Consider the following 16,600-nt stretch of genomic DNA (forward strand, 5'->3'; position numbering starts at 1 on the left):
GGCTAGCGGTCGCGCTCCTGCCACGACGTGGAGCCGATGCGCCCGAGCGAAAACGCCGAGCCGTCGAACGCAAGCTCCGTGACGCTCGCGTTGGGGATCTTCACGGGATCGTTGACGCGCAGCGGATCGACCAGGTACACGATCGTGCGCACTACGAACGAATGCGTCACCACCAGCACGTTGCCGCCGCCGGAACGCTGCACGGTCGCAGCAGCCTCGCAGAAGAAGCCGCGGAGCCGCTGCTCGATCGTTGCAAAGCGTTCAGCGCGCCCCGAGCAGTCGGCATTCGCCAGAACGTCGGCCACCTCGGGCAGGCGGCGGTTGTGCTCCTCGAAGGAAAGATCGGCCCCGAAGCCCGCCGTGAGCGTCGCATGCAGAAGCTCGCCTGGTTCGCCCTCCAAATCGCCGTAGCACCATTCGCGCAACCGCGCGTCATGGGCCAGGGGAAACGAAACGCCCGAACAGGACGGCTCGCCGCCGCTCAGGGACAAGAACGGCTCGGGAGCAACGTAGGATTCACCGCGCGCGTGCGACCGCGCGTCCAGCAGATGGTCGAGCGTCTGCACGGCGCGACCGCTGTCGCTTGAGTAGGCGGCTGCGAAATCCACGCTAGCCAATCCGCGCCCAAGTGCCTGAGCTGCACGAATACCCTCGTCGGTAAGCGGAGTATCGCACCACCCCTGCACTTTCCCCATAACGTTGAACAGCGTCTGCCCATGGCGGACCACGTAGAAGTTGACGGGGGCCGCTTCGCCGCGCGCAAGATCACCGCAGGGAGGTTCGCGCAGCTCGGACTTCCTATTCATGGGAATCCTGAGGCAGCTTGCACACATCGACCCACGCGCACGGAGAAGCGCATCGCTCCAGCTCGTCGGGGGTCAGGCGCACGGCGCTCGCCGCGTTGCCCGCCGCCGGGTAGACCACGTCGAAGCGTCGCAGCGATTCGTCCAAGCACACCTCAACGCCCTCGTTGACGGCGAAAGGGCACACGCCGCCCACCGCATGCCCGATCAAAGGCTCGGCCTCTTCGGCCTTGAGCATCTTGGGCTTGGCGCCGAACTGCGCTTTGAACTTGGGGTTGTCGATGCGCGCATCGCCGGCGGCCACCACAAGCACAACGCGATCCCCTACGCGAAACGAGAGCGTCTTGGCAATGCGCGCCGCCTCGCAGCCCACCGCGGCCGCCGCAAGATCAACCGTTGCGCTTGACGTTTCGAACTCGAGCACGCGATCTTCCATGCCGCGCTCCTCAAGAAACGTTCGCACCTTATCGATAGCCACGTCATGCCTCCCATCTTCAAACGACCGGCCCAGTATAGCAATCTCCTGGACGTTTCGGTCGAACTCCCGTATAGAACAGGGAGGCGGGGCAACCTTCGCCCGCCTCCCTGCATGTTCGCTTCATCCGCGCCGCCCGGCCCAAGCGGAATGCGAGCGCGTCCAAAAATCCCGCCGCGTTGCCCTATTCGTATTTGGAAAGGAACGCGCGCGTGCGCTGGTGCTGCGGGTTCTCGATCAGCTGCGCGGCCGGGCCTTCCTCCACGATCACGCCGCCGTCCATGAACACGATGCGATCCGCCACGTCGCGCGCGAAGCCCATCTCGTGCGTGACGATGACCATGGTCATGCGCTCGTCAGCCAAGTCGCGGATGACTTTGAGCACGTCCTGGGTCAGCTCAGGGTCGAGCGCGCTGGTGGGCTCGTCGAAGAACAGCACGTCGGGATCGAGGGACAGCGCCCGGGCAATGGCCACGCGCTGCTGCTGGCCGCCGGAAAGCTCGCACGGAACCATGTCTTCCTTGCCGGTCAGGCCCATCTTCGCCAGCAGCGCCTTCGCCTCGGCCATCACCTGGTCCTTGGGGCGCTTCTGCACATGGAGGGGCGCGTCGGTCAGGTTTTTGATCACCGAGTAGTGAGGGAACAGATTGAAGTTCTGAAACACCAGGCCGAAGCGCGTTTTCGCCTCGCGCAGAACCGCTTTCGACGCGTACTTCGCCCGCCCCGTCCCGTCGTCTTCGGCAACCACCAAGTCGCCGTACGCAAGACGCCCGGCATCAAGCGTTTCCAGCAGCGTCAGGCAGCGCAGAAGCGTGGACTTGCCGCCGCCTGACGGGCCGATAACGGCCACCACCTCGCCTTTGCGCACCGTCAGGGATATATCTTTGAGCACGTGCGCGTCGCCGAAGCTCTTACGAGCGTGATCCAGCTGCACAAGCGTCTGTTCGGTCATGGCTCTACTCCTTCTTGCAGGTCAGAAAACAACGAGGCGGATCAGTCGCGGTAATAGTTGAGACGCTTCTCGATGCGAGTCAGGATCATTTCGACGATGAAGTTGAATATCCAGTAGATCGCACCGGCGATCACGTACGGAACCATGCTGATCTGCGACGCCGCCAGCGCCTTCGCCTGGCTGAACATTTCCATGATGCCCAGAACGAACGCGAGCGACGTGTCTTTGACCAGCGTGATGACCTCGTTGCCCATAGCCGGAAGAATACGCTTGACCACCTGGGGAAGGATGATCTTCATGAAGGTTTGGAGACGCGAGTAGCCCAGAACCGAGGCCGCTTCGTACTGGCCGCGCGGAATGGACTGGATGCCGCTGCGGTAGATCTCGCCGAAGTAGGCCGCGTAGTTGATGATGAAGCCGATGGAACAGGCGATGTACTTCCAATCGTTGCCCATCTGCAGGCCAAACAGGTAATACGGCCCGAACATGAGGGCCATGAGCTGCAGCATGAGCGGGGTGCCGCGCATGATCGATATGTAGAACCGCGTGATGAGCGCGACCGGCTTGAACCGGCTCATACGGCCAAGCGCCACCAGGATGCCCAAGGGGAGCGCCCCCAAAAGCGTGGTCACGAAGATCTGGAAAGTGAACACGAAGCCCGAAAGCAAAAGCTCCATCATGGTGGAAAATTCCATACCCGGCCTTTCTTGAAACGTCGCAGGTCCAGCAAAGTCAGCGAGAAGCGCTGACGTGCCCCGAATTGCCCCGGTTCGCGGCCGAGCGTGCTTTGCACGTGAGGGCAAGCGAACAAGGGGCAAAGCGGGGTGCGTCAGCGCTTCGCAGCGTCGAGCGGTTCAGGCGGCCGGTCGGCCGCCTGGAGTCTTACAGCACCCAGTTGTCGTACGTGATGCCCTGATCCTTATACTTCTCGCACAGCTGCTTGACGAAGCCCTCGTCATCCAGCTGCTTCAACGCGTCGGTGACCTGCTTGGCAAGCTCCGTGTCGCCCTTCTTGAAGCCCACCGCGTAGTTCTCGGGAGCCAAAACGCCCAGCTTAACGTACGCATCGGACTTAGCGGCCATCTGGTAGCTGGCGATGGACAGGTCGCACGCCACGGCGTCTACCATGCCGGACTCAAGCTGCATGAACGCGTTGTTGTAATCGCCGATGGTCTGAAGCTCCTTGAAGGTATCGGCAAGGGCCTTCTGACCCTTCTCGTCCTCCAGCACGTGCAGCGCCGCGGAATCAACCTGCGTCAGGACGATCTTGCCCTTCAAGTCCTCAAGCGTCTTGATGTCGCTTCCGGACTTCACGACCACCATCTGCTCATTGTACATGTACGGCTCGGAGAACGTGTACCCGTCTTCACGGCCTTCCATGGTAAAACCGTTCCAGATGCAGTTGATGGAGCCGCTGTTGATGAGCGCGTCTTTGGCGTCCCAGTCGATAGGCTCAAGCTTGAGATTCCAGCCCATCTTTTCAGCCACGGCCTTGGCAAGCTCCAAATCGAAGCCCGTGAACTGGCCGTCGTCGCCCACGTAGCCGTAGGGCGGATAGCTCTGGTCGAATCCGACCGTCAGCGTGAACTGGCCGTCCTTAGCCGCATTGTCTGCCTCCTGGTTGCCGCCGGAACAACCCGCCAGCATCACCGCAGAAAGCGCCAGCGTCGCCGCAGCTGCGACAATCGCCAAAAGCTTCTTCTTCATTGCCTCTCCCATCATGTCGCGCAGGATCCGCCCCTTCCCCGGTATGCATCCTGCCACTCTTTTACTTTACTGCACTAAAGTGCTGGAGCAGAGTATAGCATAGATGACGAAAAGGGAAAGCCCCTCTTTGGACGTGACGCGGCAAGCGGCAGAACGTCGCTCGGAGCGAGGCGGGACACGGCGACGGGGCGGGCGGAGGGCGCCTCCGTTTCGAGCCCCCGCACCGCCTCCCCGTCGCCGCGCCCCGCCTCGTCTCGCCGGTTCGGGCATCTCCGCTTCGCACCCCCGTCGCCACACCCCCCGTTTCGCGCTCCCGCGCCGCCACGCACCCGTTTCGCGCTCCCGCGCCGCCCCCACCTCCCGTCCCTGCCCCCACAGCGGCGCTTGCGCGCGAAAAACCGCTCCCGCTGGCAGGTTTTGACGGTTTGAGGTCGCTTGAGCCGACCGGTCAAGCTCTCGCAAAAGCGCAGCGCAACAGCCCAAGGCCGTGACCAGGCATAACGAAAAGCGAGCCGAACGGCAACGGGAACGGCGCCAACTTCGACGACCCCTAAACGTGAAAACCTGCCAGCGGGAGCGGTTTTTCGTGCGCAAGCTAGCGAAAGGGGCGAACGGCGCGCACGCGTCGGACTCCCGCGCCGGCATCGCAAGAACGGCCTTACAGCAAACGGCGCCTCGGAGCATTTCCGAGGCGCCGTTTTCGCTATCAGATCGTGTCGTGCTAGCCGATCATCCTCATGACCGTTTCGCCCACCACGTCCGCATGGACGCCGGCGGCAAGAACCAGGAAGCGCAACGCGCACCCGCCGACGAGCGCGCCCACAGCGCCGCACGCCATCAATCTGCCCGCACCCTTCTTGTGCTTCACCAGCCCGACAACGGACGCGACCAAAGGCAACACAAGGCCGCATCCGACCACCAGACCCCAGAAAAGCGGGGCAAGGGAACCAGCAGCGAGCATCTGGGCGGACTGGGCAGCTGCTACAGCTACGGCCGACCCTTCTCCGCCCAACGAAGAAACCAAAAGAGCGCCAAGCACGAAGCATTCCACGATCACGAGCGCCACCACCGCGACTTCCATCAACCAAGAAGCACGAGATGCCAAAGGATCCTTTTTTGCCAGCACCACAGCCGTCACCTCAACCAGAGCAACGCCCGTATCGATACCTGATACCGCAAACAAACACGGCAGCAACAACGTATTCCATAGCGGCACGCCCGGAGCCATCATGAGCAGCATGCCCGTGTACACCGCCACGAACAAACCGAGCGCAATGCCGATGACCGCCAACACCTTGCGCATGCGAACAAGCCCCTTCGCTCGTTCCGCGCTGTTGGCAAGATGCCTTTCCACTTTGCCCACGGCCAGCACCGCCGACAAGCCGAACACGATAATGGCCGCAAACGCACCCCAAGCACCATACGTCATCCACGAGGTGAAGTGACTGAAGCTTTGCCACATCATAAGCCCGCGCATCGGTTGGGTCAGTTCAGACAGCAGTAGCAGCAAGCCAACGCCCAAGCACACCGCCGATGCCCACATGGAAGCACAAATAATCTTGGCGTGACGCTTCTGGTCTATCAGATAGAGCACCGCTGCCGTAACGAACCCCCCAGCTCCCATGCCGCCTAAAAACAGGTACAACGCGGGCTGCCAACCCCATATCGATTGCATCTCCATACTCACTTCTCCGTTCCCAGCAGCAAGCAAGACGGATCGTTCGCTTGGGCGATGGGAACCGCAGAGCCCCCTGTAGACTCCATCAGCTCGTCCAAAGGTCCGAATTGCAGAGCGCCGAATTTGCACGCACGCACGCAGTACGGCTCGTCCTCAATAGAAAGCCCCGACCCACGGCAGCAATCGCACTTATCCATGGCAGCCGAATCGTATCGAGGAACCTCGTACGGACACGCTTGGAAGCAGTACTTACAGCCTATGCACACGTTCTTGTTTACCCGCACAACACCGTTAACGTCCTTCGAGATCGCACCAGCCGGGCAAACCTTCATGCAGCTCGGATCGGCACAATGCATGCAGGATGTGGAGATAAAGAACGTCCGTCCTCTTTTACGCTGGTACGAGGAAACAGTCCGCCTGTCAGGAGCATCTTCGGCCAGGCCGTTATGCTTCCTGCATGCTTCAACACAACGCCCGCAGCCAGAACAGCGAGACAAGGCAACCAAGAAACCGTACCGAACGCCGTCATGCTCAGGCGCCAAATCCACTTCTTGAGCGCGCGCCTCATCGCCAGAAGTAACAACTCCTCCCAGCGCAAGCGCGCATGCGCCCGCGGCCGATGCCCGCAAGAGCACTCGGCGCGTTACGTTCGCTTCTTCTCCCATGTTTACACCTACTTTCAATGTCGACGGCGGCTATTCCTCGACGTTAAACACAACACTAGAAGCAAGGGGAGAAACAACGCCGTCTTCGGCAACGGCCCGAACGTCAAGTTTGAACGAACCCGGCTCCTCGGTCACATAGTCGAAGTGCCAATGCACCCAATCCTGCGTGGTGGCCTCAGACGTATCGAACGCACTCCACGTCTGTCCGCCGTCCAGAGAGAACTCCACGGCCTTGATCTGCTTTCCGCAATCATCCGCATAGCCCTCGAACGTGACCATGTCTCCAACCTTGAACGTATCGGAAACCGTGTTGAGCACGCTCACCTTGGCACGATAGTCTGCATCCGGGCCTTGAACCTCGGGAACCTCGTCGGACACGGATAGCTCGATATCGGTAACCGCACGCGTGAAGTACTTCGCCACGGTATCGGGAATCCAAACCTGCAAGCGCTCGCCGTCCGAAAGCTTCTGGTCGCCGATCTGGTACACCAGCATTGCTTCTTTATCCGTCACATACGTCAGCGGCATCGGCAGGCCATAGCCATCCTTGTCTTTGAACGTGATCGTGTTAACCTGCGGATCAACGTCAACCAAGGAAAGCATGTCCGACACTTTAACTCCTGTGACGCTGGCCATGGCAAGCGCGGGGCTCATGCTGCAAGTGCAGCGCATTTTCTCGGTCTCGGCCTTCATGCGCTCGATTTCCTCGAGTCCTATGGTGCGCACCTTCTCCACATTGCCGCCGATATTGACATAGTAGCTCTCGTGAGTCACCGCATCAAAGGCATAGCCAGGCTTGGCGCACATGCTGGTGGCAGCCGTGCCGAACAGGTTGAACACCTCGTCGGTTGGCGTGAGCGTGTCCTGGCAAAACGAGAAGCTACCGGCCACGTTCGCAACTTTGACGTAGTCCACTGCATTGCGCTGCATCACTTGAACAGGGCTTAAATCCTCCGCCGCAATCGCTACCCCGGGACCGAACGCGCTTATGCCGCCCAGCGCGATACTGGCACCCATCGTGCAACCCAGCACCTTCGTCCCAATGGAATGTCTCATGTTATCCCTCCACATTGCTCTTAGCAGTAACCATGACTTTTTGGTTATTAACGCTGACCAGGCCCGTTTCCGTGGTGCCGCGGATCGTCAGCACGTAGCTGCCGTCGGTTTCGGGCGTCCACGTATAGTGCCAGTACACCCACTGTCGAGGATCGGTCTGGCCCAAGTCGTAGGCAGTCCACGTTTTGCCGTTGTCCATGGAGAACTCAAGCTTGGTGACCGCTTCGTCGTACGCATCGGCATAGCCTTCGAACGTGAACGGCTTCCCGGTCTCGATGATCATGCCTTCAGGGACCTTCAGGATAGAGGCGTTGGGCTTGTTGATGTACGGGCCCTCGCCATACGAGTTGAAGCCATTCATCATCCAGTCTTCCCAAGGCTTCTCTTCGTCGGTCAGCGTATAGCCCATGCACTGCTTCACGAATGACTGAGCATCGCATCCCTCGACCCAGTTGATGCAGGGGCTACCCTGACTAGGATCGAGACGCTTGCCGCCAATTTCGTACACCAGGTACACGTCGTCGAAGCTTGCCTCCGGCACGCCACGGTTGCTATGCGTCATTTCGCCATTGGTGTGAAACTCCCGACGATCGAACAACACACCGGTAATGTCTTTGCTTGCGCCGCCGCCCTTCTCAATGAGCCAGCTCAACGGAATGCCCGTGATTTCTACGTTGGAAATACCGCCACCTCCAGGCATGTTGTCCACGCAGTGGATTTTGGAGAGTTTTGTAACCGTTGCACCGGCGCCCTCGGCCTCAGCGATGAGATCAGCAAGCTTGGCGGTATACGGCTTGTTCACCAGGCCGTTTATGGTGACTTCCCAACTGTCCACGAAGTCCTGCGGCATTTCCGCATCAAGGACGTTTTTACCCATGATATGGATCAGGTGATCGTAATTGGAATGAATCCAATCGTAGGTAAACATATCTTCGGGTGCAGTGGTGGTGGTTTGGTCGAACTTGAATTCGCCCTGGACATCCTTCACTTTAACGATCCCGTCCAGATGATCGTACTTGACCTCGTCCCAAAGCTCAGCACCGTTGCCGTTCTCAGTAATGTTATGGCAGCTGATGCATTTTCCGCCACGGTCCTCGAAGTTGGCGCCGTTGCGCTCGCCATAGTGCACGGCATGCATCACGGTACCCATTTCTTGGCCATCATCGGCGCTGTGGCACAGCATGCACTGATCGACGGTGAGCTTGCTGCCTAGCGCATCGTTCCATACGGTGGGGTGAGCATATTCCATGTTGGACAAGGCGTCGCCAAGATCTTCGTGGCAAGCTCCGCAACCACGGTTGTCGGCATCCAAGAAATAGTTATTGTACGTCGTACCTTCTTCATAGGGGCGGTTCCAGTGGTAACACTGATACTCGGATGGCGTACGCTGGACCTTGGTTCCGTCTTCCAGCGTGCGAATCTCAGGAGCGTACTCCTTGTTAATCTCCTGCCAGCGGGCATTCTCCTCGGCAAGCACCGCTTCGGACTCCTCGATGCTGTTGGCGTATTGTTTCCCCTCGCCCGAAGCATCGCCCTCTGCTGCCGGGTCCTGCTGCGCACAGCCAACAGCGCAAAGCGATCCGGCCAAGAGCACTGTAGTTACCCACACGAACTTCTTTTTCATTCCCCTTCCTTTCTCTCCCTGTGGCGCGAAGAGGACAGACGCCTCGAATCTTGCTCGTCTCAAGCATTTCGAGCGGTCTAGCTCCCCCGTCGCTTTACCTCCAAGCTGTATCGTATCATAAATCATACAAATATGTGATACTTGTCTTAGTGATATATGATTCTTTTTCAAGAATGGATCGAGCTTTGCCCAAAACGATAACCGGGCTCCTTTTCAACAAGGAACCCGGTTATCGTTTTTGCTGTTCAAAGACCTATTTTGCCGAAAATGTCCTACCCTTTTCTAGCAAGGCTCTCCAACCCCTCGAACGCATCCGACAACGCGCTGGGTATCACCACAAAGCCGCCCTTCTCCTTCACGCTATCCGACACGAAGCTCATAGCGCGAAGCTGCAGCGCCGCATCTTCTTCTTTGTACGTGCGCGCGGCGTCCACGAACATTTCGGATATCTCCTTCTCAACTTCAGCCAAGATGACGCGCGCGTTGTACTCGCGCTCAGCGCGGGCTTCAGCCGACATGGCCTCCTGCAGCTCTTCGGGGATCTTGATGTCGCGGATCTCCACCGACACCACCGTAATGCCCCATTCGCTGGTTTTCCGCTCAAGGATGGCTGCGATCTCTTTGTCGATTTGGGCGCGACGCATGCCCATCTGCGCGATATTGACGCCGCCGATCACGTCGCGCAACGTGGTTTGGGCAATCCAGAACACCAGGCGCTCGAAGTTGCGAATTTCAGAGCACGCCTTGCCCGCGTCCCACACCATCCAGAACAAGACCGCGTCTACGTTCACAGGAACCAAGTCGGAGGTCAGTACCTGCTCAGCTTTGAACGACGTCGACCGCATACGCAAGTCGATGACCGCCGACGCGTATTCGACAAAGGGAATCATAAGGATAAGACCGGGACCGGCCACGCGGTTGAACCGACCAAAGCGCATAACCACGGCGCGCTCCCATTCAAGTACAACATGCGCACAGCTGAACAAGACAGCACCTGCCACTATGCCGACCACAAGAATCGCAACCGACGATGCAAGCCATGCAATCAGTCCGAAAACAGCCACAACGGCCAGAACCAGAACCCAGCGCAACATCGTAGCGCCCCAGCGACTTGTAGCCGTATCCTTGAAATTGTCTTCGATCTCAGCCGAAACGCTCGAGCGATCCCGCTCTTCGGGCTCGCTGAAAAACGACCTCTCCCCCATGTTATCTCCCCTATTCGATCGGTTACTCGGAAAAGCGTTCCTTCACCCGCACCAACACGTCCCCCTCCGAGACGTTGCTCTCCCGAGCCACGCGTACCAGTTCGTCGATAACAAGGTCCACGGGAGATTCCGGTAGCTGCAGTACATCTTTGTCGACGTCGGCAACGAACGATCGCTTGCCGCGACTCGAACAAATGAGATTGTCCGCTTCAAGATCCTGGTACACCTTATGAATGGTGTTGTAGTTCACGCCAAGCTGCGTCGCAAGTTCGCGTACAGTTGGCAGCACATCCCCCGGCTTGATCTGGCCGCTTTTAATAAGGAAGATCAAGTTGTTGCGAATCTGCACCCATACGGGCACGCCGGATTTCTCGTTTATGTGCAATGATTCAAACAAAGGGGTGGACTCCGCCTCTCAAAAGCATCCTGCATATGTATGATACCATGATTCAAAAGAGGTCATCCAAGCAGCACAATCCGAACGCATTGGGAAACGTGCGGATCCAAGCCCGGCGGGCGTCTGGCGGGACGAGGGAACGGGACGCGGCGCGGGACTGGCGAGACGCAAGCTCGCTGCCACCCCGCCCACCGCTCCCGGCCCCGCCCCGTTCGCGCAGGCTCCTCTGGTTCGGCGGCACGAACCGAGCCAGCTCTTCGCCGGTCGCCTACCTCGTTCGCGGAGTGCGCACCCGTTTCGCGCTCCCGTTTCGCGCTCCCACGTCGCCACACCCCCGTTTCGCGCTCCCGCGCCGCCCCCACCTCCCGTCCCTGCCCCCACAGCGGCGCTTGCGCGCGAAAAACCGCTCCCGCCGGCAGGTTTTGACGGTTTGAGGTCGCTTGAGCCGACCAGACAAGCGCTCGCAAAAGCGCAGCGCAACAGCCCAAGGCCGTGACCAGGCATAACGGAAAGCAAGCCAAACGGCAACGGGAACGGCGCCAACTTCGACGACCCCTAAACGTGAAAATCTGCCAGCGGGAGCGGTTTTTCGTGCGCAAGTTAGCGAAAGGGGCGAACGGCGCGCACGCGTCGGCCTCCCGCGCCGGCATCGCAAGAACGGCGAAGGGGCATTCGATGGCTCATTGCCGACTTCTCCCTTCCCCATGCTGCGCCGGAGCTGCCTTTCGCAGCAATTGGAGCCCTTCGCGCCCGCGACCTTCGCATCATGTACGCGGGCGCCGAAAAACAAGGGCGCTCCGACCAGTTCGTCAGAGCGCCCTTGAAAATCGCATTGTCCCTGCCTGGACCAGCGGACCTGCAGGCATCCGCCTTGCTTACGCCAAGTCTCCCGCAGCCTTCACCTTCACGCGGTTCGTATGGCCAGGATAGTACGCCAAGGGAACGTCCTCGGCATCGATGACCTCCACGGTATCGCGAATGGCACCGGCTTCCACGGCAGCCTCGCACGCAGCGACGCGCGCGTTCTCCAACGCCTCTTCGCGCGGCGTCACGTCGTAGTCGATCAACGCTTCGTACACGCCGCTCACCTTCGAGATGGCCGAGCCGATAGCGTTCGCGCACCCGGCATGCTCGGGCGTAAGCACCTGAGCCGTTCCTGCCAGGTCACGCGGCAGCACGATAGCGCCGCCGCCTACCAGCACCACGTCGATGTCGTCGCTCGACACCTTCATCACGTCGATGGCTTCCTCCACCGTCTCGCGCATGGCGTCCATGGCGCGCGCAGCCACATCCTGCGGGATATCGGCCACGAGCGCCGCATCCCCCACTTCGGCCATGCCCAAGCGCACGGCGATGTCGGTGGCAGTCATAACGTCGCCGCCGAACACGAGCGCGCGCTCGGCAATCTGGTAGCCCACCGAATCCGGGCCGACCGTCACGCTGCCGTCGTCGGCAACACGCACGATGGAACCGCCGCCCAAGCCGATGGACACCACGTCGGGCATGCGGAAGTTGGTGCGCACGCCGCCGATGGTCACGGCCACGCCGCTTTCGCGCGGGAACCCGTGCGAAAGCACACCCAGGTCAGTGGTGGTGCCGCCCACGTCGATCACGATCGCGTCAGCCATGCGCGACAGATAGCTTGCGCCGCGAATGGAGTTCGTGGGGCCGCAGGCGATCGTAAGGATGGGGTATTGGCGCGCATGCTCCATGGTCATGAGGGTGCCGTCGTTCTGCGACAGGTACACCTCTGCGTTCACCACGCCCTTGTCGGCAAGACTGGCCGCGAAGCCCTCGGTAAACCGACGCGCCACATCGTAGAGCGCCGCATTCAAAATGGTAGCGTTCTCGCGCTCGATCAGGCCCATCGACCCGATTTCGCTGGAAATGGACACGTGCACGTCATCGCCTAGCACCTCGGTGGCAATCTCGGCGGCACGCAGCTCATCGTCGTTTCGCACCGTGGAGAACACGCACGAGATAGCCACGGCTTCCACGCGTCCGCGCACGCCCTCGAAAAACGCACGACACGCCGCTTCGTCGAATTCCGCCAGGCGCTTGCCGTCGTATTCGAAACCGCCCTCGATAATGGCGGCGTCCACGCTGACCGCGGCGATGTCCTGCGCCCAGTCCACCATGGGCGGGATACCCACCGAAGCGGGCGCGCCGATGCGCAAGATGGCGATAGGCGCCAGGCCCTTGCGCTCCACGATGGCGTTCGTGCACTGCGTGGTGCCCAGCATGGCCTGCCCGATCTGCGCGCGATCGACGCCGCTATCGGCCAAAACGGCGTCCACCGCACCCATGATTCCGCTGTAAATATCCCCTGACGTGGGGTTTTTCACCGCGGCAACAACGTTTAAATCCTCGTCGATCAAAACAGCGTCGGTGTTCGTGCCGCCTACGTCGATTCCCAACTTGTACATAGCCTTATGCTCCCTTCCGCATGCAGCGCTCTTCAACGGGGATGTAGTCGGTGTCCAGGCCGAAGTAGCGCGGCCCCACCAGATCGATACCGGCCGGCGTGCGCCACATGCCGAAGCACTCCAGGCCCAGCGCCATCACGCGCTTGCCGTACTTGAGCGCGTCGGTGGGAACCGGCGTGAAGGTGTCGGGGTCCACCAGGCAAATGAGGTCGGGGGTGGTGGCCAAGATCTCGCCGTCAACCACGCAGCTCAGGTTCTCGTTCTGGAACTCGACGTAAGCCTGGCTGCCCCGATCTTCGGCAATGCCCTCAAGCACCACTTTGCCAAAGTTGAACGCGCCACGCGTTTCGCGCAGAACGTCGGAAATTTTACCCTTGAACAGCTTGTAGCCACCCGTGAACTTGAGGAAGAACTCTTCGGGCGTCAAACCCGCCGCCGACGCCTCGCTTTTCGCCAAGCGGATTGCGCGGCCCAGCTCCTCGGAGCGCGTGACAATGCCGTGCACGCCGTATTCCTTGCACGTTTGCGTATCCATGCAGAACAGCGCGATGGTCAGCGTGCCACCGCAGGTCATCGTGGCCGCGCGAGCGATGTCTTCGGTCCACTTGTTCGTAATGGTATCCAGAATGCCCGAGTTGCCCTTCTCGTCGATGAACGCCATGGGCGTAGCCGACGCGCCGCCGATAGTGAACGTGACCATCTGCAGCTCCGGGAAAGCACGGCCCATGCCGTCCACGTCCACCATGGGAATGCCCAGGCGCGCAGCGGCGGCAATGGGCAGCATGGAGTTCACGCCGCCCGCTTCGATGGGCATGGTGGCGTAGATGGGCTTGCCGTAGTAGCGCGACACCATGTCGAACAGCTTGGCGAACTCGTTGGCGCCGACGCCCTTCTCGGCCAGGATGGTGGGAGCGCCCATGGACGCCGCCGGCATGATGAGCGCGCCTTCGGGCACTTCGTCGATGCCGATCATCTGCACCGGGCCGCATTCCTTCACCGCCCCGATAGCCGTGAGCTTGCCGATGTAGGGATCGCCGCCCCCGCCGGCGCCCAGCAGCGCCGCACCTAAAGCGATGTCCTCGATTTCCTGAATTCCTAGTTCTCGCACGCTTTTTCTCCTTCGAACGATGCGTAGCTTATCTCAACCGGCACGTACGGTATGTCGAAACCGAAAAACGCAGGGCCGCCCAACGCGACGCCCTGAGGCGTGCGCCATGCAGCGTCGCACGCCAATCCTACTAATAGCACACGTTTGCCGTACTTGAGCGACTCGGTGGTCACCGGCACGAAGGTATCGGCATCCACCAGGCACACCAAGTCGGGAACGCTCATGGCAACGCGCCCGTCCACTTCGGCGTACAGGTTCTCGTTCTGGAACACGACCGAGCCCGCATGCCCCCTATCGTCGCCCACGCCTTCCAGCACGGCGCGCCCGAAGTTGTAGCCATCCCGCGTCTCGCGCAGCACGTCGACGATCTTCGCGCATAAGAACAGGCGCGCGTCCGATTCCTCCAGGAAGAACGCACGGGCGGAGCGCTCGCGCGCGTCCTTCGCCGTACGGATAATACGGCCGAGGCGTTGAGCCAGGTCAACCGTCCCGCGAACGGCGCACTCCTTCATCTTCGCACCCGACATCGAAGCTCCCAGATTGATGAGCGAGCCGCCGCATGCCGTGGTCACCGCGCGCCCGATGGCCTCGGTCCAATCGTTGTCGATGGTTTCGATGAGGGCGCGGTTGCCCTTCTCGTCCACGAACGCCATGGGCGTAGTGGGCACGCCGGCCATGCAGTACGTATCCTGCTGCAATCCGGGAAACGCGCGGCCCATGCCGTCCACGTTGACCACCGGTATCCCCACGCGAGCCGCCGCGGCAATGGGAACCAGCGAGTTCAAGCCACCGGCCTCGGCCAAGACGAACGCGTCAATGGAGCGGCCCAGCCTGCGTTCCAGCAGGTCGAGCGCGCGAACGTACTCCTGGCCGTTAACGCCCTTCTCGAGCACCACCGAAGGCGCGCCCACGCTGCCGATGGACGCCACCGTCCAATCGTCGGGCACCTCGTCGGCATCCAGCAGACGCACCGGGCCGCATTCGCAAATGGCAGCAGTGGTTTCGAGCGAGCCCATGTACGGATCTCCCCCGCCGCCAGCACCCAGAAGCGACGAGCCCAACGCTATATCGGCGATGTCCTCCACCTGGATAAGACGCACGCTGCTGCCCCCCTACTTGCGATGAACGATAAGTTGAATTGTACCGGGGAATGCGGGAAGTTTGGCCAGCTTGTAAGCAACAACGTAAACCACCATAGATACCGCTATGCCGTTCACCGGCCCGATGAAAAACGGCATGTCGAGAAACTCAAGCCCGGGAACAAGGGCGAACGTGCCGCCGGTCACCACGCCGACCGCTATACCGGCTACAAGCCCGGCCAGGCCCGCAACCGAAAAGCCCTCCTGCACGCGCACGTTTTCAGGACGGCCTTTGCGCACGAGCCAGTAGTCGGCAATCATCACGCCCGCAAGAGCCGGGCCGCATGCGGAAAGCACCGTGAGGAACGCCTCGAACTGCCCCAGGATGCCGCCCACCGCCAGCACGATGCCCAGCACGCCGGACACGGCCGTGGTCCACTTGGACCCGTCTTCGTCACGACCCATCATGACGGCGAAGCCCAACCCCGCCGAGTACACGTTGCCCGCGTTCACCGTCCACGCCGACAGCACGAGCGCCACCAGGCCCACTGCCGGAAGGCCTACCGAGTTCATGATGACGGCAATGTCGGACTCGCCCGTGACGATAGCCAACGAAGCGCCCGCCACCAGCGCCACGAGCGCGGCCGGGATCACGCCCACCACGCATGAGAGCACGGCATCCTTGCGCGTGCGCGCGAATCGAGCGAAATCGCCAGCCGTGGCCCCCGCGAACGCGAACAAGCCCACGGCCATGTTGACGCCGGCGATGAACCCGATGGCGTCGGCCGGCAACGGCACGTACCCCAACAGCGGCTCCAAGCTTCCTGCGCGCGCGATGGAAGCTCCCACACCGTACAAGCAGATAAGCACCAGCAGCGGCGCGGCGACCGAGCTCAACCATTTCAGGCCGTTGAACCCGATGACGGCCGTGATCAGCATGAGGGCGCCCAAGGCAACCGAGCAAGCCCACACCGGGGCTTCGATGGCGAACACATCGAGCAGCATAAGGGACAGCGAAGCTCCGCATACCGCCGTTTGCACGCCGAACCAGCCAATGGTCACCACGCCCACGATAAGGGAAACCAGGTAGCGAGCGCCCGCGCGCCCAAGCGCCGGCGCAGCCAAAGAAGCAGTAGGAAGACCCAGGTCAGCAGCCTGCATGCTGACGAAGCACATATACGCCACAATAAATCCAAACCCCGCCAGCGTAGCGAGGGCGGCCCCCGACAGCGCCAGTCCCATGCCCAAAGCGGCGCCGACCATGAGCGTGGGCGCGCTGAACATGCCGCCTGCGCGGACGAAGGCTATGTCCAGCCAAGACTTCCGATCGGGTTCGGCAACGTGCAGGCCGGCGGCAATGCCGGTTGGCGATGCCGCCGCTTCGTCAGCCGCCGCAGGGAAATCACGTGCTGAAGACGTCATGCG

Annotated in this window: 15 protein-coding genes; all 15 read right to left on the reverse strand. The window is 61.0% G+C overall.

Annotation, left to right across the window (positions count from 1 at the left end):
• Nucleotides 1-2 precede the first annotated feature (2 nt).
• Complete coding sequence (locus LQE90_RS05745) at nt 3-806, reverse strand: histidine phosphatase family protein (protein ID WP_216528809.1); 804 nt, start codon at nt 804-806, stop codon at nt 3-5.
• Complete coding sequence (locus LQE90_RS05750; RefSeq protein WP_216528808.1) at nt 799-1,281, reverse strand: YbaK/EbsC family protein; 483 nt, start codon at nt 1,279-1,281, stop codon at nt 799-801. Before LQE90_RS05750 ends, LQE90_RS05745 begins: the two co-directional genes overlap by 8 nt.
• A gap of 181 nt (nt 1,282-1,462) precedes the next feature.
• Entirely contained in the window at nt 1,463-2,230 is a 768-nt protein-coding gene (locus LQE90_RS05755) for an amino acid ABC transporter ATP-binding protein (RefSeq protein ID WP_216528807.1), read from the reverse strand.
• Between the two features lie 41 nt (nt 2,231-2,271).
• Nucleotides 2,272-2,925 carry an amino acid ABC transporter permease gene (locus LQE90_RS05760; RefSeq protein WP_216528806.1) on the reverse strand — a complete coding sequence of 218 codons (654 nt, stop codon included), beginning with the start codon at nt 2,923-2,925 and terminating at the stop codon, nt 2,272-2,274.
• A 187-nt stretch (nt 2,926-3,112) separates the two neighbouring features.
• Nucleotides 3,113-3,937, reverse strand: coding sequence for a transporter substrate-binding domain-containing protein (locus LQE90_RS05765; protein ID WP_114567680.1), 825 nt, complete (start codon nt 3,935-3,937; stop codon nt 3,113-3,115).
• Nucleotides 3,938-4,658: 721 nt separating this feature from the next.
• Nucleotides 4,659-5,618, reverse strand: a complete 960-nt coding sequence (gene nrfD / locus LQE90_RS05770) for an NrfD/PsrC family molybdoenzyme membrane anchor subunit (protein WP_216528805.1) — start codon at nt 5,616-5,618, stop codon at nt 4,659-4,661.
• A 2-nt stretch (nt 5,619-5,620) separates the two neighbouring features.
• Nucleotides 5,621-6,280: a 4Fe-4S dicluster domain-containing protein gene (locus LQE90_RS05775; protein ID WP_216528804.1), complete on the reverse strand. Its 660-nt coding sequence runs from the start codon at nt 6,278-6,280 to the stop codon at nt 5,621-5,623.
• A gap of 30 nt (nt 6,281-6,310) precedes the next feature.
• A complete protein-coding gene (locus tag LQE90_RS05780) occupies nt 6,311-7,336 on the reverse strand; it encodes a molybdopterin-dependent oxidoreductase (RefSeq protein WP_216528803.1) in 1,026 nt (341 codons plus the stop codon).
• A 1-nt stretch (nt 7,337) separates the two neighbouring features.
• Nucleotides 7,338-8,960 carry a molybdopterin-dependent oxidoreductase gene (locus LQE90_RS05785; RefSeq protein ID WP_216528802.1) on the reverse strand — a complete coding sequence of 541 codons (1,623 nt, stop codon included), beginning with the start codon at nt 8,958-8,960 and terminating at the stop codon, nt 7,338-7,340.
• 272 nt (nt 8,961-9,232) lie between these two features.
• Complete coding sequence (locus tag LQE90_RS05790) at nt 9,233-10,165, reverse strand: slipin family protein (protein WP_216528801.1); 933 nt, start codon at nt 10,163-10,165, stop codon at nt 9,233-9,235.
• 22 nt (nt 10,166-10,187) lie between these two features.
• On the reverse strand, nt 10,188-10,562 hold the full coding sequence (locus LQE90_RS05795) for a GntR family transcriptional regulator (RefSeq protein WP_114568038.1): 375 nt from the start codon (nt 10,560-10,562) through the stop codon (nt 10,188-10,190).
• Nucleotides 10,563-11,437: 875 nt separating this feature from the next.
• Nucleotides 11,438-12,988: a hydantoinase/oxoprolinase family protein gene (locus tag LQE90_RS05800; RefSeq protein WP_114566284.1), complete on the reverse strand. Its 1,551-nt coding sequence runs from the start codon at nt 12,986-12,988 to the stop codon at nt 11,438-11,440.
• 4 nt (nt 12,989-12,992) lie between these two features.
• Complete coding sequence (locus tag LQE90_RS05805) at nt 12,993-14,096, reverse strand: S-methyl thiohydantoin desulfurase family protein (protein ID WP_114566283.1); 1,104 nt, start codon at nt 14,094-14,096, stop codon at nt 12,993-12,995.
• Nucleotides 14,084-15,196, reverse strand: a complete 1,113-nt coding sequence (locus LQE90_RS05810) for an S-methyl thiohydantoin desulfurase family protein (protein ID WP_216528800.1) — start codon at nt 15,194-15,196, stop codon at nt 14,084-14,086. The genes LQE90_RS05805 and LQE90_RS05810 overlap by 13 nt, the downstream gene beginning before the upstream one ends.
• Nucleotides 15,197-15,208: 12 nt before the next feature.
• Nucleotides 15,209-16,597, reverse strand: coding sequence for a cytosine permease (locus LQE90_RS05815; protein ID WP_216528799.1), 1,389 nt, complete (start codon nt 16,595-16,597; stop codon nt 15,209-15,211).
• Nucleotides 16,598-16,600 lie beyond the last annotated feature (3 nt).

This window comes from Paraeggerthella hominis, assembly GCF_021044775.1.
Taxonomy (GTDB): domain Bacteria; phylum Actinomycetota; class Coriobacteriia; order Coriobacteriales; family Eggerthellaceae; genus Paraeggerthella; species Paraeggerthella hominis.